Below are 21,229 nucleotides of genomic sequence, written 5' to 3' on the forward strand. Positions count from 1 at the left end.
CCGCGAGGGCCGCTACTGGGCGCCGCCCCGAGCGGGTAATCTCAGCACGGACTAAATAAGTTACCGCTTAGTAGGCCCCAGGCGAGGGTGAGGGCGAGGCGAGCACGAGGCCGCGCCCGCCTCGTTCCGGGCCCGCCCGAGGAGCCCGTCATGCAACTCGCCGCGATCATCGTGTCGCTGACGCTGACCGTGGTCGGCGTTGCCCTGCTCGCTCGCGCCATCGGACAGTTCGTCCGCTACTTCAAGCTCGGCCAGCCCGTGCCGGCCGGCACCCGGACCGACAACCCGTACCAGCGCAGCGTCACCCTGGTCCGGGAGTTCCTCGGACACACCCGGATGAACCGCTGGGGCATCGTGGGCTTCGCCCACTGGTTCGTCGCCGTCGGCTTCCTGACCCTGCCGCCCACCCTGGCGCAGGCGTTCGGCCAGCTCTTCCAGGCCGACTGGACGCTGCCGGTCATCGGCGGCTTCCTGCCGTTCGAGCTGTACATCGAGTTCATCGGCGTCATGACGATCCTCGGCATCGCCGTGCTGATGGTCATCCGCCTGCTGAGCCTGCCGGGCCGCGCCGGCCGCAAGTCCCGCTTCGCCGGCTCCAAGGCGGGCCAGGCGTACTTCGTCGAGTACGTCATCCTCACCATCGGCCTCGCGATCTACGTGCTGCGCGGCCTGGAGGGCGCGATCCACCACGTCGAGGGCTACGAGGCCGCGTACTTCGCCTCGTACCCGCTCGTCCTGGCCTTCAAGGGCCTGAGCGTTCCCACCCTCCAGACGCTGATCTACTTCACCGCCATGGTGAAGATCAGTACCTCGTTCATCTGGATGATCGTGGTCTCGCTCAACACCAACATGGGCGTGGCCTGGCACCGCTTCCTCGGCTTCCCGAACATCTGGTTCAAGCGCAACGCCGACGGCGCCACCGCGCTCGGCGCGCTCCAGCCGATGACGAGCGGCGGCGAGCCGATCGACTTCGAGGACCCGGGCGAGGACGACGTCTACGGCGTCTCCCAGGTCGAGCAGTTCTCCTGGAAGGGCCTCCTCGACTTCTCCACCTGCACCGAGTGCGGCCGCTGCCAGTCGCAGTGCCCCGCCTGGAACACCGGCAAGCCCCTCTCCCCCAAGCTCCTCATCATGTCGCTGCGCGACCACGCGCACGCGAAGGCGCCGTACCTGCTCGCGGGCGGCGGCAAGGACATGGAGGGCAACGAGAAGGCCTCCGAGGAGCAGCTCAAGGACGTCCCCGCGGCCGCCCTCGCCGAGGCCGAGCGCCCCCTCATCGGCACCGCCGAGGCGAACGGCGTCATCGACCCGGACGTCCTGTGGTCCTGCACCACCTGCGGCGCCTGCGTCGAGCAGTGCCCGGTGGACATCGAGCACATCGACCACATCGTCGACATGCGCCGCTACCAGGTGATGATCGAGTCCGCGTTCCCGTCCGAGGCGGGCACGATGCTCAAGAACCTGGAGAAGAAGGGCAACCCCTGGGGTCTCGCCAAGAAGCAGCGCGTCGAGTGGACCAAGGAGGTCGACTTCGAGGTCCCGATCGTCGGCAAGGACGTCGAGGACCTGTCCGAGGTCGACTACCTCTACTGGGTCGGCTGCGCCGGCGCCCTGGAGGACCGGGCCAAGAAGACCACCAAGGCCTTCGCGGAACTGCTCCACATGGCGGGCGTCAAGTTCGCGATCATGGGCGGCGACGAGAAGTGCACCGGTGACTCGCCCCGCCGCCTCGGCAACGAGCCGCTGTTCCAGCAGCTCGGCCAGGAGAACGTCGCCATGCTGAACATGGCGTTCGGCGAGGACGACGACGACCCGGAGACGAAGAAGCCGAAGTCGGCGAAGAAGATCGTCTCGACCTGCCCGCACTGCTTCAACACCATCGCCAACGAGTACCCGCAGCTCGGCGGCGAGTACGAGGTCATCCACCACACCCAGCTGCTCCAGCACCTCATCGACGAGGGCAAGCTGATCCCGGTGACCCCGGTCGAGGGCCTCATCACCTACCACGACCCCTGCTACCTGGGCCGTCACAACAAGGTCTACACGCCGCCGCGCGAGATCATGTCCGCCGTCCCCGGTCTGCGCCAGCAGGAGATGCACCGCCACAAGGAGCGCGGCTTCTGCTGCGGCGCAGGCGGCGCCCGGATGTGGATGGAGGAGCGGATCGGCAAGCGCATCAACAACGAGCGCGTCGACGAAGCCCTCTCCCTCAACCCGGACATCGTCTCCACCGCCTGCCCGTTCTGCCTCGTCATGCTGACGGACTCCGTCAACGGCAAGAAGAACGAGGGCAAGGCGAAGGAGTCGATCCAGGTCGTCGACGTGGCCCAGCTGCTGCTGGAGTCCGTGAAGACCCCGATCGACCCCGAGGCCGCCCCGGAGGCGGAGCCGGAGCCCGAGCCGGCCGCGTAACCGCCGCCCGGACCTCACGAGGGCCGTCCCGCCACCCGGCGGGGCGGCCCTCGCCGCGCGTCCGCCGCCTCCTCCCCCGGGACCCCCCGTCCCCTAGGGGATGTCACAGGTCAGCCGCAAAGGAGCCGGTGGGCTGCGGAAACGGGTACGTTCAATGACGTGGCTGGATTCAGGAACGGACGCGGCCGGGACGACCACCCCCCGCGACAGCATCGACCGCAGCAAGCACCTCAGGCGCCGTACGGGTACAACGCGCCCCCGCCGGGCTACCCGCAGCAGCAGCCCCAGCAGCAGTGGCAGCAGCCGCAGCAGCAGCCGTACGGGGGACAGCCCCACGGCGGGCAGCCCTACGGCGGACAGCCGCACGGCGGGCAGCGGCAGGGGGACCCGTACGGGGAGCCGGAGTACTTCGGCGATCCGCACGGACACCCTCAGCAGCACGCCGCGACGGCGAACAACCCGGGCCACACCCAGATGTTCAGCGTCGACGACCCGTACGGCCAGGCCGCCCACCAGGCGCCGCCCGTCCCCGTCGGCCCCCGCCTGGGCTGGAAGCCGCTCCTGAGCGGCATCGTGCTGCGCCCCGCCGACACCTTCCTCCAGATGCGCGACCACGCCGTCTGGGGCCCGGCCCTGATCGTCACCTTCCTCTACGGCCTCCTGGCGATCTTCGGCTTCGACCAGGCCCGCGAGGAGGTGCTGAACGCCACCCTGGCCAGCACGATCCCGTACGTCCTGATGACGGGCGTCGGCTTCGTCCTCGGCGGCCTGATCCTCGGCGCGGTCACCCACACCCTGGCGCGCCAGCTCGGCGGCGACGGGGCCTGGCAGCCCACCGTCGGCCTCTCCATGCTGATCATGTCCCTCACGGACGCGCCCCGGCTCCTCTTCGCCCTCTTCCTGGGCGGCGAGAACGGCCTCGTGCAGATCCTCGGCTGGCTCACCTGGCTCGCCGCCGGCGCCCTCTTCACCCTGATGGTCGGCCGCTCCCACGACCTCCCCTGGCCCAAGGCCCTCGGCGCCTCGGCCATCCAGCTCGCGGCCCTCCTGAGCCTCATCAAGCTCGGCACCCTGTAGGCCCCGAGCCCGCATACGGGAAGGCCCCCACCGGTCCACCGGCGGGGGCCTTCCCGTACGCGCCCGGCCGCCGCCTACCTCCGGGGCTCCGCACGGCGCAGCTCCCCGGCGACCAGGACCAGGTGGGCGGCCGCGACGAGGAGCACCCCGGGGATCGCGAACAGGGTGCGCTGGTCGCTCTCCAGGACGGCCAGGTACCGGCTCCGGGAGACCTCGTCCCTGCCGCGCGCGTGGGGCGTGGTGTCGAGGACGGAGTAACGGCCGTCCCGCTCCTCGGCCGCCTGGAGGTTCCCCGCCCCGGCCTGGTTCACGACCAGCATCACCACCCCGGCCAGCAGCAGCGCCCCCAGCGCGAGCCGCAGCCTGCCCGGCAGGCACCGGAAGGCCGGCCACAGGAAGCTCCGGTCCGCCCCCGTCAGCGCGAGCCGCACCAGCGCGGCGAGGAAGATCGGGAACAGCGGCAGCACGGCCACCGCCCCCGGCCACCCCGAGACGACCGGCAGCGGGCCGCCCGGCAGCCAGGTGAGACCGGCGAGCAGCAGCAGCGCCGCCCCCAGCCCGGCGGCCAGGCCCGCGTGTGCTCTGAACGTCCACCCCATGCCCCGAGGCTGTCACGGACGCGCCCCCGCCTCACTGCCGCCGCCCGGCAGCTTCGACGGCCCCCGGATGCCGGTCGGCGCGTACGGGCACCGCTGCCGCCGGAACGGCGAAGGCCCCCGCCGCCTCAACGGGAAAGGCCCCCACCGGCGGAGCGGCGGGGGCCTTTCCCCCGCGTACGGGAGGCGGCGGTGCTCAGGCGTCGAGGATCTGGCCCTCGCGGCGCACCACGGGCGGCTCGACCGACCAGGGGAAGTTGATCCAGTCGTCGGTCTTCTTCCACACGTACTCGCACTTCACCAGGGAGTGCGACTTCTCGTAGATGACGGCGGAGCGGACCTCGGCGACGTGGTCGACGCAGAAGTCGTGGACCAGCTTCAGCGTCTTGCCGGTGTCGGCGACGTCGTCGGTGATCAGGACCTTCTTGTCGGAGAAGTCGATCGCGTCCGGGACCGGCGCCAGCATGACCGGCATCTCCAGCGTCGTACCGACGCCGGTGTAGAACTCCACGTTCACGAGGTGGATGTTCTTGCAGTCCAGGGCGTAGGCCAGACCGCCGGCGACGAAGACGCCGCCGCGGGCGATGGAGAGGACGATGTCGGGCTCGTAGCCGTCGTCCGCGATCGTCTGGGCCAGCTCGCGGACGGCCGTGCCGAAGACCTCGTACGTCAGGTTCTCGCGTACTTCACTCATGTCCGGCTACCGCCTCACACCTGGGTCCGATGGAAGTTCATGTACGAGCGGGAGGCCGTCGGCCCCCGCTGGCCCTGGTACCGCGAGCCGTACCGCTCCGTGCCGTACGGGAACTCGGCGGGCGAGCTGAGCCGGAACATGCAGAGCTGCCCGATCTTCATCCCCGGCCAGAGCTTGATGGGCAGGGTCGCGAGGTTCGACAGCTCCAGGGTCACGTGCCCGGAGAAACCGGGGTCGATGAAGCCGGCCGTCGAATGCGTCACGAGCCCGAGCCGCCCGAGGGAGCTCTTGCCCTCCAGCCGCGACGCGATGTCGTCCGGCAGGCTGATGACCTCGTACGTCGACGCGAGCACGAACTCACCGGGGTGCAGGATGAACGCCTCGTCGCCCTCCGGCTCCACCTCGCGCGTCAGGTCCAGCTGCTCGGTGGCCGGGTCGATGTGCGGGTAGCGGTGGTTCTCGAACACCCGGAAGTAGCGGTCGAGCCGCACGTCGATGCTCGACGGCTGCACCATGGATTCGTCGTACGGATCGATCCGCACCCGTCCGGCGTCGATCTCGGCCCGGATGTCCTTGTCTGAGAGAAGCACGCCCCCACGATACGCAGAGGGCGCGGACCTCCCCAATCGGGACCGGATCCGCGCCCACCCAGGTCAACGCCGCGCGACCTCCACCGGCACCGCCTGCCTCAGCCGCGCACACCTCGGACACCGGATGAGCCGCCCGGGCCCGATCCGCCCGGACCCGAGCTGCTGAAGCGGAAACGAGGCGGTACTGAACACATGCCCTTCGGCACAGCGGACGACGGTGCGCTCCACGGAACCCATCAAGTCCCTTCCCCTACACACGTGCTGGACGAGACAGCCACATTAGGGGATCAACGGGACACCCTCCACGCGGCACTCCGACCCACCGGGGAGAGACGAACTCCACCACACCTGACCCATGGGGTACAGTGTGCAACGATGCGGCTGGCCCATTCGGCCGCTGCGCGGATGTAGTTTAATGGTAGAACATGAGCTTCCCAAGCTTATAGCGCGGGTTCGATTCCCGTCATCCGCTCTTCTACGAAGCCCCAGGTCAGCGACCTGGGGCTTCGTTGTTGTCGCCCGGGCTCGTCCCGTTCCCCCCCCCAGATGACCAGGCTGTCGAGGATGCTCCGGTCGGGCCCGCCCAGCACGGGCGCGACCGACGAGGCGACGCGGTTGAAGCGGTGGGCGGCGACGGGGCCGTCAGCGGCGGCGGTGTGCTGTGGCGGTGGCCGGGACGGAACGGAACGGGGGAACGCGCCTGTCTGCCCGCCGAGGGGCTGCTTCCACCCTCTCTCGTTCTCCGGCCGGAGGCCACCGTCCGGGATATCGAAACGGTGGCCTCCGGCCCTCCCGGGCCCGCGAACCGGCGGACGGCACGTGACCGGGCGTACTCCGGGCGACCGGTCGCGGGCGCGGTGGCCTCGGGCTCCGCTCGGGAGCGCCACACGGCCGGCACCTCCCGTGCGCGGGGTCTTCGGGGCGGCCGCTCCGGCCGTCAGGAGGGCTTGGCGGATACGTCCGCCGGGGACCGCGCAGCGGTGTCCTCGGTGATGTCCGCCGGAGTCTTGTCGTGCTGTGCGGCGGCGGCCGTCTCGCGGGCGAGGAACGTCCCGAGTTCGCCGATGGTGCTCATGAGGGGGGCGGGGAAGACGACGGTGCTGTTCTTGTCCACCCCGATCTCGACCAGGCTCTGCAGGTTGCGCAGCTGGAGGGCGAGCGGGTGGGACATCATGGTGTCGGAGGCGTCGCCGAGTGCCGCCGCGGCCATCGATTCGCCCTCGGCGCTGATGATCTTCGCCCTCTTCTCCCGCTCGGCCTCTGCCTGACGCGCCATGGCGCGCTTCATGCTCTCGGGCAGCTGGATGTCCTTCAGCTCGACCAGGGTGACCTCGACGCCCCAGTCGGCGGTGGTGATGTCGAGGATCTCGCGGATGTCGACGTTGATGCGGTCGGTCTCCGAGAGGGTCTCGTCCAGGGTGTGCTGTCCGACGACCTTGCGCAGGGTGGTCTGGGCGATCTGGTTGATGGCCGCGCTGACGTTCTCGACGGCGATGACCGATTTCACGGCGTCGACGACGCGGTAGTAGGCGACCGCGGAGACGTCGACGCTGACGTTGTCGCGGGTGATGATCCCCTGGGACTGGATGGGCATGGTGACGATCCGCAGCGACACCCGGTGCAGGACGTCCACGAACGGCACGATCAGCCGCAGCCCCGGCTCCCGGACCCCGATCAGCCGGCCGAACCGGAACAGCACGCCCTTCTCGTACTGCCTGACGATCTTGACGGCCGTCGCCAGCCCCACCAGGGCGATCACGGCCAGCACGATCAGAACCACGATCAACACGCCCACGACACCGCTCCTCAGAACGAGGACCACGTCACGCCCGCGCGAGGCCCGCCGACGGCGGCGACAAGAAGAGGACTTCTCCAGGCCGCCCGGAGGACTGCGCGGATCCTGCACGTGCGACGAGTCCTCCTCCTTCCCAGCATCGCGCGGGTTGTCGGCCCGGGCCAGGGGCCGGACGGTCCGCATACGGGCCGCCCCCTCCCGGAGCCGTCTCGGCGCGGAGGCGCGTTTCATGGTCAGGGGAGCATTCGGCCGCGGAACGCCGGACGGGCCGGCCTGCCGGCGGAGCACGCCCTCCGTCAGAAGCCGCGTGCCGGTTCGCACGACGTCTCACGGCGCCCCCCGACGTCACCACGAGCGCGCCAGGACCGTACGACATCCACCACGACCAGCACCCTGAGCAGGCCGGACCCGCCCGTGATCCGCGAGCTGACCGCTGCTGGCCGACCGCCGCTCCCGGTCTCCTCCGCGTGTCCGGCCTTCGCGTCGTCCCGGGAAGGCCGTCCGGGAACTGCCGTCCCCCGGCAGGGCCGCACATCGGCGGCCCGGATGCGGGCAGACGGCCCCGTAAGAGCCGGCGCCCTCGCTCGCGGAGAGGACCGACATGGCGGCCTCGATTCGACGGCACTGCACCATCCGCGGCCCGTGGGCCGCCGCCGAGGCACGCCGCGAGATGCACGGCCTCGTGGCCGATGCCCTCCTGGCGGGCGAGGCGGTCAGCGAGGCGACCGAGGCCGACGCGATGCTGGTGGTCAGTGAGCTGGTGAGCAACGCCGTCCGTCATGCCGGGGGCGGATGCTCCGTGGACCTCGCCCTGCGACCGGACGCCATGGACATCGACGTGAGCGATCACAGCCGCGAACCACCGCGTCCCAGGAGCCCGAGCCCTGACGGGGACGGCGGATACGGCTGGGGCATCATCGCCCGTCTGACCAGCGAGCTGACCGTGGTGTGCCACGGGAGCGGCAAGACCGTCCATGCCCGGATCGGCCTCCCCCGCTGACGGACGACGCGGCGGGGCCGCACACTGGAGAAGCGACCGGCGGATTCTCCGACCAGCTCACACCGGTGAGGGGGTCTGGTCGTGAGGGAAGCGAACGACCCACGGATCCCGGGCAGCGAGACGCGGCGTGTCTCCCTCCACTCCGCGCGGCGCGTCCACCGAGCGGTGAACGGATGCGCACGCGTCGAGCGTGCGGGCAGCGAGACATCCTCGACGTGGTTCCTCCGCGCGGCGGGCGAGTTCGACTCCGACACCGTCCCTTGCCTGCGCGAAGCGCTCGGCGATGCCCGCCGGGACGACGCCGAGCGGATCCTGCTCGATGTCTCCCGGGTGGGCTTCGGGGACTCCGCCTTCCTCGACGCACTGGTCGAGGCGCGTCGCGGACCCGCCGGGCTCGTCCTCGTCGGGCCGCTTCCCTTCCGGATCCGGCGCCTGTTCGAGCTCACGGGCACCCTGCGTCTGTTCCCCCTCGTCCTCCTCGCGACGGACCGCGGCGCCTCCGGCTCCGTCTGAGCCTTGCCCCCCTCTGATCAGGCCGCCCCGGTCGCCGGGCCCGCCGACCGGGGCGGCCCGGCGAGGAGGATCTCGGCGGCCTGACTGGCGTTGCCGGCGTCGACGGCGCGGGCCATGGCCGTGCGGGCGGCCTGCGGTGGTGTGTCCGGTGGGACGACCATCAGGGAGAAGTGGTCGTTGTCGCCGCGGGTGATCAGGACGGTGTCGTCGCCGACGGGGAAGGAATCGAGGTGCACGACCCGGCCGTCGACGACGAGGCGGGTCGGGATGCCGTTCCAGGCGGAGGCGTCCAGGCCGACCCGGGTGACGGGCCCGAGGTACTCGGTCAGGGCGGTGAGCAGCGGCGGGACCTCCCGCTCGACGTCACGCGAGCGCGGCCACCACGCGCCGTCCAGAAGGCTCTGCCGGGCCCCCGTCGTCTCCATCCGGAGCAGCGCGGTGCCCGGTTCGACCGAGCGGTGGACCTCGTCCGGCAGGAGGCGCTGGGGTGCGGGGACCTGGTGGGGGGAAACGTGTGCGTCGGTCATGGTGGTCCGCCCGTCCACGGGTGGTGCCGCTTCCGCACGGCCGGTGCCACGGCGGGCGCCGGGCCGGCGGGCGGGGCGGCGGCCCCGCGCTTTCACCGTACTCCGGGGGACGTGCGGGCGCGCAGCCCTCCGCCGGGGAACCGATCGGCACCCGGGCTTCGGACGTACCCGTGCGCGTGCGGAGACGTACCGCCTGACTTCGGTCGTCCGGGCAAGGGCGGGAAGGACGGTCCCGACCGGCCACCAGCCGGCCCTTGAGCGGTACCGGGCCCCACGCCGGGGGACCCTGACCGGGCGGCCGGAGCCGGCGCGCGTGGCGGCCCCGGCCGCCGCGGAGCATCCTGGAAGCCGCACCGCCATGCCGTCCGGTCCGGCCCCCGGCGACGGATCAGGCCGTGCCGCCCCGCTGTTCGCCTGGAGGCCCCGGATGACCGTCGGACGCCACGAGGACGATGGGGATGCCGACCGCGCGGAGAGCTTCGGGGAGATGCTGCTGGGCGGGCTCCTGGACCACGTCCACAGGCTGCCGCCCGACCGGATCGGGCCGGCCCTCGCCGACGCGGTCGCCCGGATGGGGGGCCGCGAGGTGCGGATCCTGCTCCAGGACTACGGGCAGCGGAACCTGGTCCCCCTCGCCGGGGACGGACTGGAGGACGGCGATGCCGTGCCCATCGACGGTACGGAGGCCGGCCGCTGCTTCCTCACCTCGCGCGCGGTCGAGGTGCCGGTGGCCGACGGCGTACGGGTCCATGCCCCGCTGCTGGACGGTGGCGACCAGGCAGGCGTCCTGGCCGTCACCCTGGACGCGGTCGACGACGACGTCCGCCGCCTCCTGCGCAGGCTCGCGGCCCTGGCCGCCGCCACGCTGCAGACCAAGAACGGCTACACCGACCTCTTCTTCCGGGCCCGGCGCGGCGAACCGATGAGCGTCGCCGCCGAGATCCAGTGGTCCCTCCTGCCACCGCTCGCCATGAGGATGTCCCGCGTCGCGGTCGCCGGAGTCCTGGAACCCGCCTACGACGTGGCCGGCGACAGCTTCGACTACGCCCTGAACGGGGACGTCCTCCATCTCGCCATGATCGACGCCATGGGTCACGGCCTGGACGCGGCGACCATGGCGACCGTCGCCATCGGCGCGTACCGGCACGCCCGCCGCATCAGCGTCGAACTCTCCGAGATCTATCTCTTCATGGACCGGGCCGTCGCCGAGCAGTTCGCCCCCGACCACTTCGTCACCGCGCAGATGCTGCGGCTCGACACCGGAACCGGCCTCCTCCAGTGGGTCAATGCCGGACACCCCGCCCCCCTGCTGATCCGAGACCACCGCGTCGTACGCCGCCTGAACAGCCCCACCACCCTCCCCGTCGGCTTCGGCGGAGACCAGCCACGGGTCAGCGAGGTGGCGCTCGAACCAGGGGACCGGATCCTCTGCTTCACCGACGGGCTGATCGAGGAACACGAGAGCGGCGAGGAGGAGTTCGGCGAGGACCAGCTGATCGACTGGGTGAATCAGCTGGACAGGGCGGACCGGGAGGTGCACGCGGTGGCGCGGGACCTGTCCCACACCCTCAAACGGGCACGCGGCGAAGCCACTTCGGACGACTCCACGCTCCTCCTGATCGAGTGGCGCGGGTGACGGAGGGACGTGCCGCAAGGTGCAGTTGCCGACGTCGACCGCACGAGCCACGGCGTCGGGCGGCGTGCCCGGAGGCGCTGCCAGGAGGGCGAAGCGGTCTTCGTGGCCAAGGGTGATGAGGGACCTGCCGGGCGCGCGTGTCCGGGCCGACGTCCGTGAGGGGACTGAGGTGCGGTGGTGAGCATCTCCACCAGGGCGGACAGTTCGGTCGCGACGTCCCGGGAACGGGGCCACCACGCACCGTCGGGAACGCCTCCGAGGCACCGCGCGGTCCGCCGCCGGAGCAGGTCCGTGCCGGGGCTTGACCACTCGGTGGGACTCGTTGCCGGATTCACCCCTGGTGGTCCGCCTGTCCGCGCGGGGCCGCCGGTACCTCATGGCCTGCGAGGCACCGCCGAGACGGCACGGTACGCGCGTGCCCGCGGTCACGCCCGCGACCGCCGACCTGGGCGGATGCTCCCGGCCCGGGAAATCGGCCGGCCGGAGACCGCTCGTCCGGCCCCGGCGCGGAGTAGGCTGGAGGTACCGGGAGTAACTCGAGCACCCGCTTCCACGCGGACGTCGTTTCCGGCGATCAAGACACTGAGCCGCCCCGCAGGGCGGCCCGGAGACGGGTCCGCGATCATGACCACCGCCCTCGCACCCCCGCATTCGGCGCGCCTTTCGCTGACGCCGAAGACCACCCTCGCCGGTCTCCTGGACGGCGCCTGGTGGCCTCGCTCGCGTGACCTCGCCGCTGAGCTTCCGCCCCTGGCCGACGCGCTGGAAGAGCGCTTCGGACGCATCACACGCGTCACGGTGAACCCCACCCGCTGGCCCGTCGTCCCGCACAAGGTCCCTGCCACCGGGCACACCGTGCACGTCGGCTGGTTCACCGAGCAGGATCCCGACAAGATGATCCTGCTCTCCTACACCGTCGGCCGGGTCGACCTGCTGGTGATACCGCCCGAGACCGAACCCGCCGCAGCCAGCCGGCTCATGGCGGCCGCCGCGGTCCCCGGTGGTGTCCTCACCGCTGGTGTCCTGATGTCCGACGAAGCCGCGACCGGCCGCCGCGTGCGCGACGCCCGCAGCAGCGAGGACGCCTGGGAGACGGACGGAGGGGCCGCCCTGCCGCCCCTCCGGCACCCGGTCACCGGCGCGCGAATGATTCCGCTGCCGAAGACCACGCGGTGGTGACGCCATGGAGACCCTGATCGTGCTCGCGGCCGTCGCTGCGCTGATCACGTTCGGCACGCTCCTTGCCCACCGGCTCAGCGCCCAGCACGAGACACGCATCGCCGCCCGCCACTACAGCGACCCCTTCCCGGCCGTCGTCCGACCGCCCGGTCACAGCCCCCACACGCCGACGGAGCAAGCTGCCCGCCGCGGGACCGTGGGCACCTGGCCCTGACCGCTCCGGAGACCACTCCTCCGACCGAAGGCCGCGAGTGGGGCCACCCCACACCCGGGACAGCCCACCCGCCGGCCTCTCGCTCACCCGCGAAGGGAACACACCCCTTGTACCGCACCGACACCGCAGCCCTGCCCTCGGCCGGACAGGCCGAGATCCGCATCGTCGCCGCCACCCCCGAAGCCGCCCGCACGGTCGCCGAGGTGATCCGCCGCTCGTTCGCCGGGACGGAACAGCGCAGCTACCCCGCTCCCGACGGCGGCACCCGGCTCCACCTCACCGTCGACACCGAAACCGCCGCAGGGCCCGCCCGCTCCTGGCTCACCACCAGCAGCCCGTCCCCTCTCACCGGCACCCACGTCGACGAGGTGTGACGACCCGCGGCCGTTCCCCACCCGGACGAAAGGACCCGGTCATGGCCACACTCCGCGAGCGACAGGGGTACCGCGACCGGATCCTGACCGCCCTCTACGAAGCCACCGAAGGCAACCGCCTCCTCGGTGTCCCGGGGCGGAAACTGCGCAACGACCTGCGCATCCCGGAGGAAGACCTGGCCGCCGCCTGCACCTACCTCACCGGCGAGGGCCTGATCAGCGTCGACTGGGAACCGGGCAACACACCCGCGATGGTCTCCCTCACCCACCAGGGAATCCGCCGCATGGAGGCCCAGGAGGAAGAACGCGGCTGAGCCGGACCGCCCCCGTGGCCCGCCGGCCCGCTGGCCCGCCCCGATGGACGGTCGTAAAATCGAACACGGATCGAGCACGCTCACGTGTGACGATCCGGAAGGGCGGCCCCGACGGAGTGAATGCGCCGGGGCCGTTGTGACGACCGCCGCCGGGACCGCCCACCCGAGGTCTCGGACGGGGCACCGGCCGGTACGTCGGCGCCCGTCGTCCCTCGCAACGCCGGTCAGCGGCAGCCCGGAGATCCGTCGTGGGGCCCGCGCGCCGCCGCGGGCCCCCACCCCTTCCGTCGTCTATCGCATGGCGCAGAGGAGCGGGGGCGCCAGGCGGCAGTGGATCAGAGTCCTGCGAGGTGCGGGTCGCGGAGGTGGGGCGGGACGGCGATGCCCCGGTTCGCGCGGCTCCCCATGCGCAAGGAGAACCGCTGCGAGCAGAGGGACGCGGGTGAGGAGCAGGAACGTCATGACCGACCTGCCGCCGTCAGGGAGTCGGCACGGGCCCGCTGTCGTCATGCTGGTGCAGCGGCGTCCAGAAGGTGCTGAACGGCCCGGGAGCGGTTCGCGAGTCTGAGGCGGCGTCCCTGCTGGGGCCACCAGTCGAGGACGGCCAGGAAGCCGGAGTCGCAGAAGGTGACCCGGGAGGTGTCCAGGACGAGGCCGGTGCAGCCGTCGGCGGCTGCTGAGGCCAGCAGCGCCCGCAGCGGGGCGGCGCTGAAGTGGTCGATCTCTCCGGCGAGGCGGACGACCAGGGTGGTGCCGAGGGTCGTGCAGGAGTCGACGACTATGACGCCGGGCGCGGTGTCCGCGCCCGAGTCGTGCACGACGGGAGGAGCGGGGGTGGCGAGAGCGGCGGACAGTATCGGGACGGCGCTTGAAGTACTCACGTCCCCATCAACGCCTCCCGCCCGGGGCCGGGGAACGAGCCACGCGCCCCTTTCACCCCATGTGACCAGCACCGATCCCCGACAAGGGGGAAAGATTCCACCCGAACGAGGCAGACGGACACCTACGACGCGACCACCGTCCTCCGGGACCGCGCGCCGCGTGGGACCGGCTGCGAGGGAGAGCGTCCCCCCGGGCGTCCTGCCGACCGGAGACTTCGATCCCCGTGGACTTCGACAGGAGACCTGTCACGTGCCCCATCCGTGCCCTTCAAGGGGGTGAACAGCGGTCACCAGGGGGCGGCATGAACGGGAAGCACTGGAAGAACCGCCCGAAGACTGACCCGCTTCGTTCCCGAACTCGCGCCCAGCGGTGCCCGGCAGAAGGACCCGGACGGCGGGCACCCCCCGTCGATGAGTCCAGGAGTGCGTGCCACAACGTGCCAGTAGGGGCGGTGAACAGCGGTCACCAGAGGTTCGCCGGAGGCAGTCGACGCGGAGCCGTCAGTAGACATTCTCGCAGGTCAGAGGCTACGCACCTACTCAAGTACCGGGTGATTCCCAAGCTTATAGCGCGGGTTCGATTCCCGTCATCCGCTCTTGTGCGAAGCCCCAGGTCGGAGACCTGGGGCTTCGTTGTTGTCTAGACCTCTTGGGGCTGGCGTGCCATACAGGCGCCGTAAGAAGTCGTTTCGTCAGGTCGCGAAAGGCCGAGCGGTGTCTCTCGCGGGGCGCCCGCGGATGTCCCCGGCCGGTGGAGTGCGGTGTGCTGCCCCGCGTCTCAAGGCGTCGGCCGGCTGAGAAAGCGGCAGCGGGCCGGACGTCCCGGCTCGTGTCCGGCCTGCTGTCGTCCCGTCAGCCGTCCGGTACATCGCGCGTGATCATCATGCGCGGGTGAGTAGACCTCCCGTGCCGTTGCCCGCCGGACGTCGGCGGGCGCTGGCCCCGGAAGCGGCCGGGCCGGTCGTACAACCGCTGCCCGCCGCGCGGACGTTCCGCCGGGGCCGGTTCTCCTTCGTCCTGGCCGGCCTGCCGCTGGGCGGCGCTGGTCGTGGAGCCTTGCGACGCCACCGGCGGGGAGGTGCTGGTGATGGCCGGTTCCGTCGCAGGGGCGGCGTTCCTCGCCGACGGTGGGGACGGACGGACGCGTTCGCAGCGGTTGCGGTGCGCACCTCTGCCGGTGCTGCGTGTGTTGGCGCGCGAGGGGCACGACGACGGCCGCACGGGGGGGTGACGGCCGGTCGGCGAGGGGCAGCGGTGCACCGCCCGGCACCCCGCGAGCACCCCTCCCGCCTCACGTCACGCGGCCCTTGGGCGACCCGCCATCGTCCCGGTTCCTTTGCGCGGTCCCTTCGGCCGTGCCGGAAACCGGCCACCGCCTGTCCCCGCCCCGTCTCGCTCCATGGGGAAGGCACCAGAAGACGACGAGGTAGAGCATCGGGCCGGCGGCGCGGAAGAAGCGGACCGCCCAGGGCTCCGGCAGTCCCGTCAGGCCGTACACACCGCTGCCGCCCATGCCGATCCCCAGGAGCACGAAACCCGCCACCCAGCAGCGCACGGCCCATCGCGGGCCACGGGCCACCCACGCGGGAGCCCGATCGAGGCGGCGCCGCCACCCCCAGGCCGTCCAGGCCACCAGTGGCCCGAAGAGCAACAGGCCGATATCGCCGAACCTGTCCCACAGCCAGTCCATGCCCCTCCTCCGTTGATCGCGGTCGGCTCCGAGTCGCAGGACCACGGGGGAGTGCCTGGTCGCCTTGTCCCCGGGCAGGGCCCCGACGTCGCGGTCGGCACGGGTGCCATGGGGGCGGCGAACGAGAAGACAGAGCCGCCCGGCTCGTCCGCGGTCTCGCCTCGGCGCAGAACCGAGCGTGCCATCCCGCACCGGGGAAAACATTGCCGGGTTCCGGCAGCATGGGCGCGTGCAGACAGACGGCCCGGCCCCTGATGCGGCTCTCTGCGACCTCGCTAGGGTCACCCTCGCGCCGGAGTCCGCTCTACGGCGTCAGCGATCTCGGGACAGCCGCGCTGTCGTCCACGCTGTGCCCGCACCCCAGGAGTCAGCCCCATGACATGGCAGTGGACCGGCCTCGCGCTCTTCTCCCTCACGGTACTGCCGGCCGGCGTGGCCATGGCCACGAACCGAGTCCCCGAACGGCTGCGCCACCGACTGGCTCCTGTCCGACCGCGCGGGCGTGCCCTCCTCCTGATCTACGCCACCGCGCCCTTCAACGCGCTGCCCCGCATGACCGGCGCCTCACCCGACCTCACGCTCGCCTGCACGGCGGCCGGCGGTCTGCTCGCCGTCGCCGGCTTCCTGGCTCTGGGTCTCACCACCCGTACGCATCGGCACCGCCCGGTCGCGACCCCGCACGAGGGATCTTGACGTCATGTCCGCCACCGCACCTCGGACCAGCCGCGCGCGACGTGAGGCCGTATCGATCGCCGCCTGGTGGGCCGTGCTCACCCTCGCGCTCCGGCTCTTGGGACACGCGACGGGACACCCGGCCGGCCTGGCGCCGAGTGCCGCGGCCGCCGCCCTCTTCACCGCCATCGGCGAAACCGGGGACTGGGCCCGACGACGCTGGAAGGCCCGGCGGCACGGCCGCCCCAAGCACGTTCAAGCAAGTCCAAGCAGGTCAGGCGATATATGCGAGCCGAAGTACCGGGTGATTCCCAAGCCCTGTAGCGCGGGTTCGGTTCCCGCCATCCGCTCGTAGGAGAAGGCCCAGGTCAGTGACCTGGGCCTTTGTCATTGCCTCATGGCTATGGCGCCAAGATCGTGGTGCCGAGCTGGATCGGTGCCGGGGACGGGGTACAGCAACCGGCGTCGGTGGCCTCGGTGTTCTGGGGCTGGTCGAAGAGGCCGCTGCCGCCGCATACCCCGGTTTCGGGCAGGGTGAGTTCGACGCGTTCGGCGGCCTCGTGGTCGCCGGCCAGGGCGGCGGCCACGGAGCGGACCTGTTCGTAGCCGGTGAGGGCGAGGAAGGTCGGGGCGCGGCCGTAGGACTTCATGCCGACCAGGTAGACGTCCCGTTCCGGATGGGAGAGCTCCTTGGCGCCGTGGGGGTAGACGGTGCCGCAGGAGTGCTGGTTGGGGTCGATGAGCGGGGCGAGGGCGAGGGGGGCCTGGAGGCGTTCGTCGAGGCCGAGGCGGAGCTCGGAGAGGAAGGACAGGTCGGGGCGGAAGCCGGTGAGGACGATGATCTCGTCGACCGGGTCGAGGCGGCGGCCGTCCTCGGCCACGAGGACGAGGCGCTCGCCCTCGCGCTCGATCGCCTCCGTACGGAAGCCGGTGACGGCGTCGGCGTGGCCGGCGGCGACGGCGGCCTTGGCGGCGAGTCCGAGGGCGCCGCGGGCGGGGAGCTGGTCGGCGGTGCCGCCGCCGAAGGTGGAGCCGGAGATGCCGCGGCGCAGGATCCACACCGCCTTCGTTCCCTCGCCGTCCTCGGACTTGGCCAGGTCGGCGAGCGAGGCGAGGGCGGTGAACGCGGAGGCGCCGGAGCCGATGACGGCGGTGCGCCTGCCCGCGTAACGGGCGCGGACGGCCGGGTCGGTGAGGTCGGGGACGCGGTACGAGATCCGGTCCGCGGCGGCCTTCTCGCCGAGGGCGGGCAGGCCGGAGGCGCCGGCCGGGCCCGGGGTGGCCCAGGTGCCGGAGGCGTCGATCACCGCGCGGGCGAGCAGCCGCTCCTCGTGACCGTCGGCGTGGGTGACGTGGACGGTGAACGGCCGGGCCTCGCGGTCGGCGTCGACGGTCCGGTCGCGGCCCGAGCGGGAGACGCCGGTGACCCGCGCCCCGAAGCGGACCGCCGCCCCCAGGGCCTCGGCCAGCGGCTGGAGGTACTGCTCCGCCCAGTCCCCGCCCGTCGGATACGTCGTCGGGTCGGGCTTCACCCAGCCGGTGGGGGCAAGGAGCTTCTCGGCGGCCGGGTCGGTGACCTCGCCCCAGGTGGAGAACAGCCGCACGTGCGCCCACGCGCGCACCGCCGCGCCCGCCTCGGCACCCGCTTCCAGGACCAGCGGCCGAAGGCCCCGGTCGACGAGGTGGGCGGCGGCGGCCAGGCCGGCCGGGCCGGCTCCGATGACCACGACGGGCAGCCGCTCGGTGGCGGTGTCGGTGTCGGTGGCGTTCATGACGGACCCTCTCCTGTTTCGACGTTCATCGATCTCTCGCGCCCTCAGCATGGCACCCGGTATCGACAGGCGTCAACATAGACATTCTTCTAATCAGGCTGGCGATCCGCGAGGCGCCCAGGGGGGGCTGGTTCGACATGTGTCAACATAGACACATGTCGAATGCGAAGGTGTCGCCGCCGCTCCGGAACGAGGTCGAGCCGTGCTGTCCGCCGCTGGCGGAACGTCCGCTGACGGCCGAGGAGGCGGAGCGGACGGCGAAGATGTTCAAGGCGCTCGGCGACCCGGTGCGCCTGCGCCTGTTCTCGGCGGTGGCCTCGCACGAGGGCGGCGAGGCGTGCGTCTGCGACATCTCCGACGTGGGCGTCTCCCAGCCGACCGTCTCGCACCACCTGAAGAAGCTGAAGGAGGCCGGGCTGCTCTCCTCCGAGCGGCGCGGCACCTGGGTCTACTACCGGGTCGAGCCCGCCGTCCTCGCCGCGATGGGGCAGTTGCTGACCAGGGCGGCGGCCGTATGACCGGCTCCGTCCGGGTGGTGCCCCTGACCGGGGCGCACGCCGACGAGGTGATCGCGATCTACCGGGCGGGGATCGACGAGGGGAACGCCACCTTCGAGACCACCGCCCCCACCTGGGAGCGGTTCGACGCGGCCAGGCTCCCCGAGCACCGCTTCGCCGCCCTCGACGGCTCGGGCCGGGTCCTGGGCTGGATCGCCGCGACGAAGGTGTCCGACCGGTGCGCGTACGCGGGCGTGGTCGAGCACTCCGTCTACGTCCGTCCCGACGCCCGTGGCCGAGGTGTCGCCTCCGCCCTCCTCCACGCGCTCATCGCCTCCACCGAGGCCGCCGGGATCTGGACCGTCCAGTCCGGCATCTTCCCCGAGAACACCGCGAGCCTCGCCGTCCACGCCCGAGCCGGCTTCCGGGTCGTCGGCACCCGCGAACGCGTCGGCCGCCACCACGGCACGTGGCGGGACGTGACGCTCGTCGAGCGGCGCAGCCCCACCGTCTCCTGACGCCCCCCGCACCCGGCGAATCCCTTCGGCGGGGGGACGGCCCCGGCGCCGACCGGGCGGCCGGGGAGGGAGGAGTGCGCGGCGGGGGGAAAGAGGCGGAGGGAGTCCCGGGCGGGGCGCCGGTGGTCGACGCCGTCGTCCCTACCGCCGCGCGGCGGCGAACCTCCCGCGCCAGGCCAGCGACACGTGGACCAGGGCGACGAGGACGGGGACCTCGATGAGCGGGCCGACGACACCGGAGAGCGCCTGGCCGCTGGTGACGCCGAAGGTGGCGATGGCGACGGCGATGGCGAGCTCGAAGTTGTTGCCCGCGGCGGTGAAGGCGAGCGTGGCGGTGCGGTCGTAGCGCAGGCCGATCGCCTTGCCCAGCGCGAAGGTTCCGAACCACATGACCGCGAAGTAGACGAGGAGGGGGAGCGCGATGCGGGCGACGTCGAGGGGCCGCGAGGTGATCGTCCTCCCCTGGAGCGCGAAGAGGACGACGATCGTGAACAGCAGGCCGTAGAGGGCCCAGGGGCCGATCTTCGGCAGGAACGTCCGCTCGTACGCCTCCCGGCCCGTCCGCCGCTCGCCGACGCGCCGGGTGAGGAATCCGGCGAGCAGCGGGACGCCGAGGAAGACGACGGCGTTGAGCGCGATCTCCCCCATGGAGATGTCGAGGGCCTCCCCGTCCCCGAGGCCGAGCAGGCCGGGAAGGACGTCGAGGTAGAACCAGCCCAGCAGGCCGAAGGCGAGCACCTGGAAGACGCTGTTGAGGGCGACGAGGACGGCCGCGGCTTCGCGGTCGCCGCAGGCGAGGTCGTTCCAGATGACGACCATGGCGATGCAGCGGGCGAGGCCGACGATGATCAGGCCGGTGCGGTACTCGGGCAGGTCCGGCAGGAAGGTCCACGCCAGGGCGAACATGACCGCCGGGCCGACGACCCAGTTGATCACCAACGACGACACCATGAGCTTCTTGTCGCCGGTGACGGCGTCGAGCCGGTCGTAGCGGACCTTGGCGAGGACCGGATACATCATGATCAGCAGGCCGACGGCGATCGGGAGCGAGACGCCGCCGATCTCGACCTTCGCGAGGGCGTCGTCCAGGCCGGGGACCAGCCGCCCCAGGCCGAGGCCGAGACCCATGGCGAGAAGGATCCAGACGGCGAGGAAGCGGTCGAGCGTCGACAGCTTCGCGACGGCCGAGGTCTCCCCGGCGGCGGTCGCGGGGGCGGCGGGGCTCAACAGGACCTCTTGGAACCGGCGTGGGCGCGCGCCTCGGCGGCGAGACCGGCGAACCGGCCGGCCAGCGCTTCGAGGACCTCGGGCCTCAGCCGGTAGTACGTGAACCGGCCGCAGGGCTCGGTCTCCACGACCCCCGCCTCGCGCAGGACCCTGAGGTGGTTGGAGAGGTTGGTCTGCCGGGCCCCCGTCTCCTCCACCAGGTGCGTCGTGCACAGGGTCTCGCGGGCGAGCAGGGTCACGATCCGGAGCCTGAGCGGATCGGCCAGCACCCGAATCAGATCAGTGTCGACTGACGTCATCATGGGCTGATACTTTCACGTCACCCGGCACCGGCACCACCCGCGACCGATACGTCCCGGGGTGCGGTACGGCCCCGTCCCCGCCGCCCAGGAAGAACCCGATGAACGCTCCGCTCGCCTCCGTGCTCTTCGTCTGCGTCCACAACGCCGGCCGCTCCCAGATGGCCGCCGGATTCCTGCGCCACCTCGCCGGGGACCGCGTCGAGGTCCGCTCCGCCGGTTCGGTCCCGGGCGACCGGATCAACCCCTCCGCCGTCGAGGCCATGGCCGAAGCGGGCATCGACATCACCGGCCGGACGCCCACGGCGCTCACCACCGAGGCCGTCCGGGCGTCGGACTACGTCATCACCATGGGCTGCGGCGACGCCTGCCCGGTCTTCCCCGGCAAGAACTACCTCGACTGGGCCCTGGAGGACCCGGCGGGCAAGGGCGTCGAAGCCGTCCGCCCCATCCGGGACGAGATCAGGCTCCGCGTCGAGGCCCTGATCGCCGAGATCGACGCGGGGCGGCAGGCGTAACCCTCCGCGGGCGGCTTCTCCCGGAGCCGTAACCCTCCTCGGGTGGCCCCCTCAGGGGCGTGGGCGCACCCGGAGCAGGCGCGGGAAGGTTCGAGACCCGCCCCGCCCGCGGGCAGGGAGTGGTGGACGGAGCTCGGACGCCGGGCCGATATCTGGTCGCGCGGCATGAGAATTCGACAGGCTGCGCGGGGAGAATTAATGCCGCACAAAAAGAGCGGAGATATTTCTCCGGCC

Annotated in this window: 23 protein-coding genes, 1 tRNA gene and 1 pseudogene; 14 read left to right on the forward strand and 11 right to left on the reverse strand. The window is 71.8% G+C overall.

Annotation, left to right across the window (positions count from 1 at the left end):
* Nucleotides 1-150 precede the first annotated feature (150 nt).
* Nucleotides 151-2,412 carry a (Fe-S)-binding protein gene (locus IE219_RS22890; RefSeq protein ID WP_189980461.1) on the forward strand — a complete coding sequence of 754 codons (2,262 nt, stop codon included), beginning with the start codon at nt 151-153 and terminating at the stop codon, nt 2,410-2,412.
* A 159-nt stretch (nt 2,413-2,571) separates the two neighbouring features.
* Nucleotides 2,572-3,489: a Yip1 family protein gene (locus IE219_RS22895; RefSeq protein ID WP_189980463.1), complete on the forward strand. Its 918-nt coding sequence runs from the start codon at nt 2,572-2,574 to the stop codon at nt 3,487-3,489.
* Nucleotides 3,490-3,563: 74 nt separating this feature from the next.
* Here the strand turns inward: IE219_RS22895 and IE219_RS22900 are convergent, their stop codons facing one another.
* From IE219_RS22900 to dcd, 3 genes are all read right to left on the reverse strand, one after another.
* Nucleotides 3,564-4,088, reverse strand: coding sequence for a hypothetical protein (locus IE219_RS22900; RefSeq protein ID WP_189980465.1), 525 nt, complete (start codon nt 4,086-4,088; stop codon nt 3,564-3,566).
* Nucleotides 4,089-4,281: 193 nt separating this feature from the next.
* Entirely contained in the window at nt 4,282-4,779 is a 498-nt protein-coding gene (locus IE219_RS22905; RefSeq protein WP_189980467.1) for a phosphoribosyltransferase, read from the reverse strand.
* Nucleotides 4,780-4,793: 14 nt separating this feature from the next.
* Nucleotides 4,794-5,369, reverse strand: a complete 576-nt coding sequence (dcd, locus tag IE219_RS22910) for a dCTP deaminase (protein WP_189980468.1) — start codon at nt 5,367-5,369, stop codon at nt 4,794-4,796.
* Nucleotides 5,370-5,770: 401 nt separating this feature from the next.
* On the opposite strand from dcd, the gene IE219_RS22915 reads away from it, so the two are divergent.
* A tRNA-Gly gene (locus tag IE219_RS22915) sits at nt 5,771-5,841 on the forward strand.
* A gap of 465 nt (nt 5,842-6,306) precedes the next feature.
* On the opposite strand, the gene IE219_RS22920 is transcribed toward IE219_RS22915, so the two are convergent.
* Nucleotides 6,307-7,164 (reverse strand): slipin family protein, encoded by an 858-nt coding sequence (locus IE219_RS22920; RefSeq protein ID WP_189980470.1) that lies wholly within the window; start codon nt 7,162-7,164, stop codon nt 6,307-6,309.
* 601 nt (nt 7,165-7,765) lie between these two features.
* Between IE219_RS22920 and IE219_RS22925 the strand changes: the two genes are divergently transcribed.
* Together IE219_RS22925 and IE219_RS22930 are read left to right on the forward strand one after the other, a co-directional pair.
* Nucleotides 7,766-8,164: an ATP-binding protein gene (locus tag IE219_RS22925; RefSeq protein WP_189980472.1), complete on the forward strand. Its 399-nt coding sequence runs from the start codon at nt 7,766-7,768 to the stop codon at nt 8,162-8,164.
* 81 nt (nt 8,165-8,245) lie between these two features.
* Nucleotides 8,246-8,677, forward strand: coding sequence for an STAS domain-containing protein (locus IE219_RS22930; protein ID WP_189980474.1), 432 nt, complete (start codon nt 8,246-8,248; stop codon nt 8,675-8,677).
* A 17-nt stretch (nt 8,678-8,694) separates the two neighbouring features.
* On the opposite strand, the gene IE219_RS22935 is transcribed toward IE219_RS22930, so the two are convergent.
* Nucleotides 8,695-9,204 (reverse strand): DUF5994 family protein, encoded by a 510-nt coding sequence (locus tag IE219_RS22935; protein ID WP_189980476.1) that lies wholly within the window; start codon nt 9,202-9,204, stop codon nt 8,695-8,697.
* 427 nt (nt 9,205-9,631) lie between these two features.
* On the opposite strand from IE219_RS22935, the gene IE219_RS22940 reads away from it, so the two are divergent.
* On the forward strand, nt 9,632-10,840 hold the full coding sequence (locus IE219_RS22940) for a PP2C family protein-serine/threonine phosphatase (protein WP_189980478.1): 1,209 nt from the start codon (nt 9,632-9,634) through the stop codon (nt 10,838-10,840).
* A gap of 218 nt (nt 10,841-11,058) precedes the next feature.
* Here IE219_RS22940 and IE219_RS32480 read toward each other — a convergent pair.
* Nucleotides 11,059-11,175 (reverse strand): annotated as a pseudogene (locus tag IE219_RS32480) (hypothetical protein); the annotation flags it as partial.
* A 289-nt stretch (nt 11,176-11,464) separates the two neighbouring features.
* Here IE219_RS32480 and IE219_RS22945 point away from each other — a divergent pair.
* The 4 genes from IE219_RS22945 (at nt 11,465) to IE219_RS22960 (ending at nt 12,921) form a co-directional block, all read left to right on the forward strand.
* A complete protein-coding gene (locus tag IE219_RS22945) occupies nt 11,465-12,019 on the forward strand; it encodes a DUF5994 family protein (protein ID WP_189980480.1) in 555 nt (184 codons plus the stop codon).
* Nucleotides 12,020-12,023: 4 nt separating this feature from the next.
* Nucleotides 12,024-12,233, forward strand: coding sequence for a hypothetical protein (locus IE219_RS22950; RefSeq protein WP_189980482.1), 210 nt, complete (start codon nt 12,024-12,026; stop codon nt 12,231-12,233).
* A 107-nt stretch (nt 12,234-12,340) separates the two neighbouring features.
* Nucleotides 12,341-12,607 (forward strand): hypothetical protein, encoded by a 267-nt coding sequence (locus tag IE219_RS22955; RefSeq protein ID WP_189980484.1) that lies wholly within the window; start codon nt 12,341-12,343, stop codon nt 12,605-12,607.
* 41 nt (nt 12,608-12,648) lie between these two features.
* A complete protein-coding gene (locus IE219_RS22960) occupies nt 12,649-12,921 on the forward strand; it encodes a hypothetical protein (protein ID WP_189980486.1) in 273 nt (90 codons plus the stop codon).
* A gap of 506 nt (nt 12,922-13,427) precedes the next feature.
* Here IE219_RS22960 and IE219_RS22965 read toward each other — a convergent pair.
* Nucleotides 13,428-13,802 carry an STAS domain-containing protein gene (locus tag IE219_RS22965; RefSeq protein WP_189980487.1) on the reverse strand — a complete coding sequence of 125 codons (375 nt, stop codon included), beginning with the start codon at nt 13,800-13,802 and terminating at the stop codon, nt 13,428-13,430.
* Nucleotides 13,803-15,093: 1,291 nt separating this feature from the next.
* On the reverse strand, nt 15,094-15,492 hold the full coding sequence (locus tag IE219_RS22970) for a hypothetical protein (protein ID WP_189980489.1): 399 nt from the start codon (nt 15,490-15,492) through the stop codon (nt 15,094-15,096).
* Between the two features lie 375 nt (nt 15,493-15,867).
* Between IE219_RS22970 and IE219_RS22975 the strand changes: the two genes are divergently transcribed.
* Nucleotides 15,868-16,185 (forward strand): hypothetical protein, encoded by a 318-nt coding sequence (locus IE219_RS22975; protein WP_189980491.1) that lies wholly within the window; start codon nt 15,868-15,870, stop codon nt 16,183-16,185.
* Nucleotides 16,186-16,565: 380 nt separating this feature from the next.
* Here IE219_RS22975 and IE219_RS22980 read toward each other — a convergent pair whose 3' ends face one another.
* Entirely contained in the window at nt 16,566-17,936 is a 1,371-nt protein-coding gene (locus IE219_RS22980) for an NAD(P)-binding domain-containing protein (RefSeq protein ID WP_189980493.1), read from the reverse strand.
* A 155-nt stretch (nt 17,937-18,091) separates the two neighbouring features.
* On the opposite strand from IE219_RS22980, the gene IE219_RS22985 reads away from it, so the two are divergent.
* Both IE219_RS22985 and IE219_RS22990 read left to right on the forward strand, forming a co-directional pair.
* A complete protein-coding gene (locus tag IE219_RS22985) occupies nt 18,092-18,454 on the forward strand; it encodes an ArsR/SmtB family transcription factor (RefSeq protein ID WP_189980495.1) in 363 nt (120 codons plus the stop codon).
* A complete protein-coding gene (locus IE219_RS22990) occupies nt 18,451-18,951 on the forward strand; it encodes a GNAT family N-acetyltransferase (protein ID WP_189980497.1) in 501 nt (166 codons plus the stop codon). Before IE219_RS22985 ends, IE219_RS22990 begins: the two co-directional genes overlap by 4 nt.
* Nucleotides 18,952-19,092: 141 nt before the next feature.
* Here IE219_RS22990 and arsB read toward each other — a convergent pair whose 3' ends face one another.
* Both arsB and IE219_RS23000 read right to left on the reverse strand, forming a co-directional pair.
* A complete protein-coding gene (gene arsB / locus IE219_RS22995; RefSeq protein ID WP_373298875.1) occupies nt 19,093-20,181 on the reverse strand; it encodes an ACR3 family arsenite efflux transporter in 1,089 nt (362 codons plus the stop codon).
* Nucleotides 20,175-20,480 carry an ArsR/SmtB family transcription factor gene (locus IE219_RS23000; protein ID WP_189980501.1) on the reverse strand — a complete coding sequence of 102 codons (306 nt, stop codon included), beginning with the start codon at nt 20,478-20,480 and terminating at the stop codon, nt 20,175-20,177. Before IE219_RS23000 ends, arsB begins: the two co-directional genes overlap by 7 nt.
* A 98-nt stretch (nt 20,481-20,578) precedes the next feature.
* Here IE219_RS23000 and IE219_RS23005 point away from each other — a divergent pair, with 98 nt between their 5' ends.
* Nucleotides 20,579-20,995: an arsenate reductase ArsC gene (locus tag IE219_RS23005; protein WP_189980502.1), complete on the forward strand. Its 417-nt coding sequence runs from the start codon at nt 20,579-20,581 to the stop codon at nt 20,993-20,995.
* The last annotated feature ends 234 nt before the right edge of the window (nt 20,996-21,229 follow it).

Source organism: Streptomyces termitum (assembly GCF_014650175.1).
GTDB classification, from domain to species: Bacteria; Actinomycetota; Actinomycetes; order Streptomycetales; family Streptomycetaceae; genus Streptomyces; species Streptomyces termitum.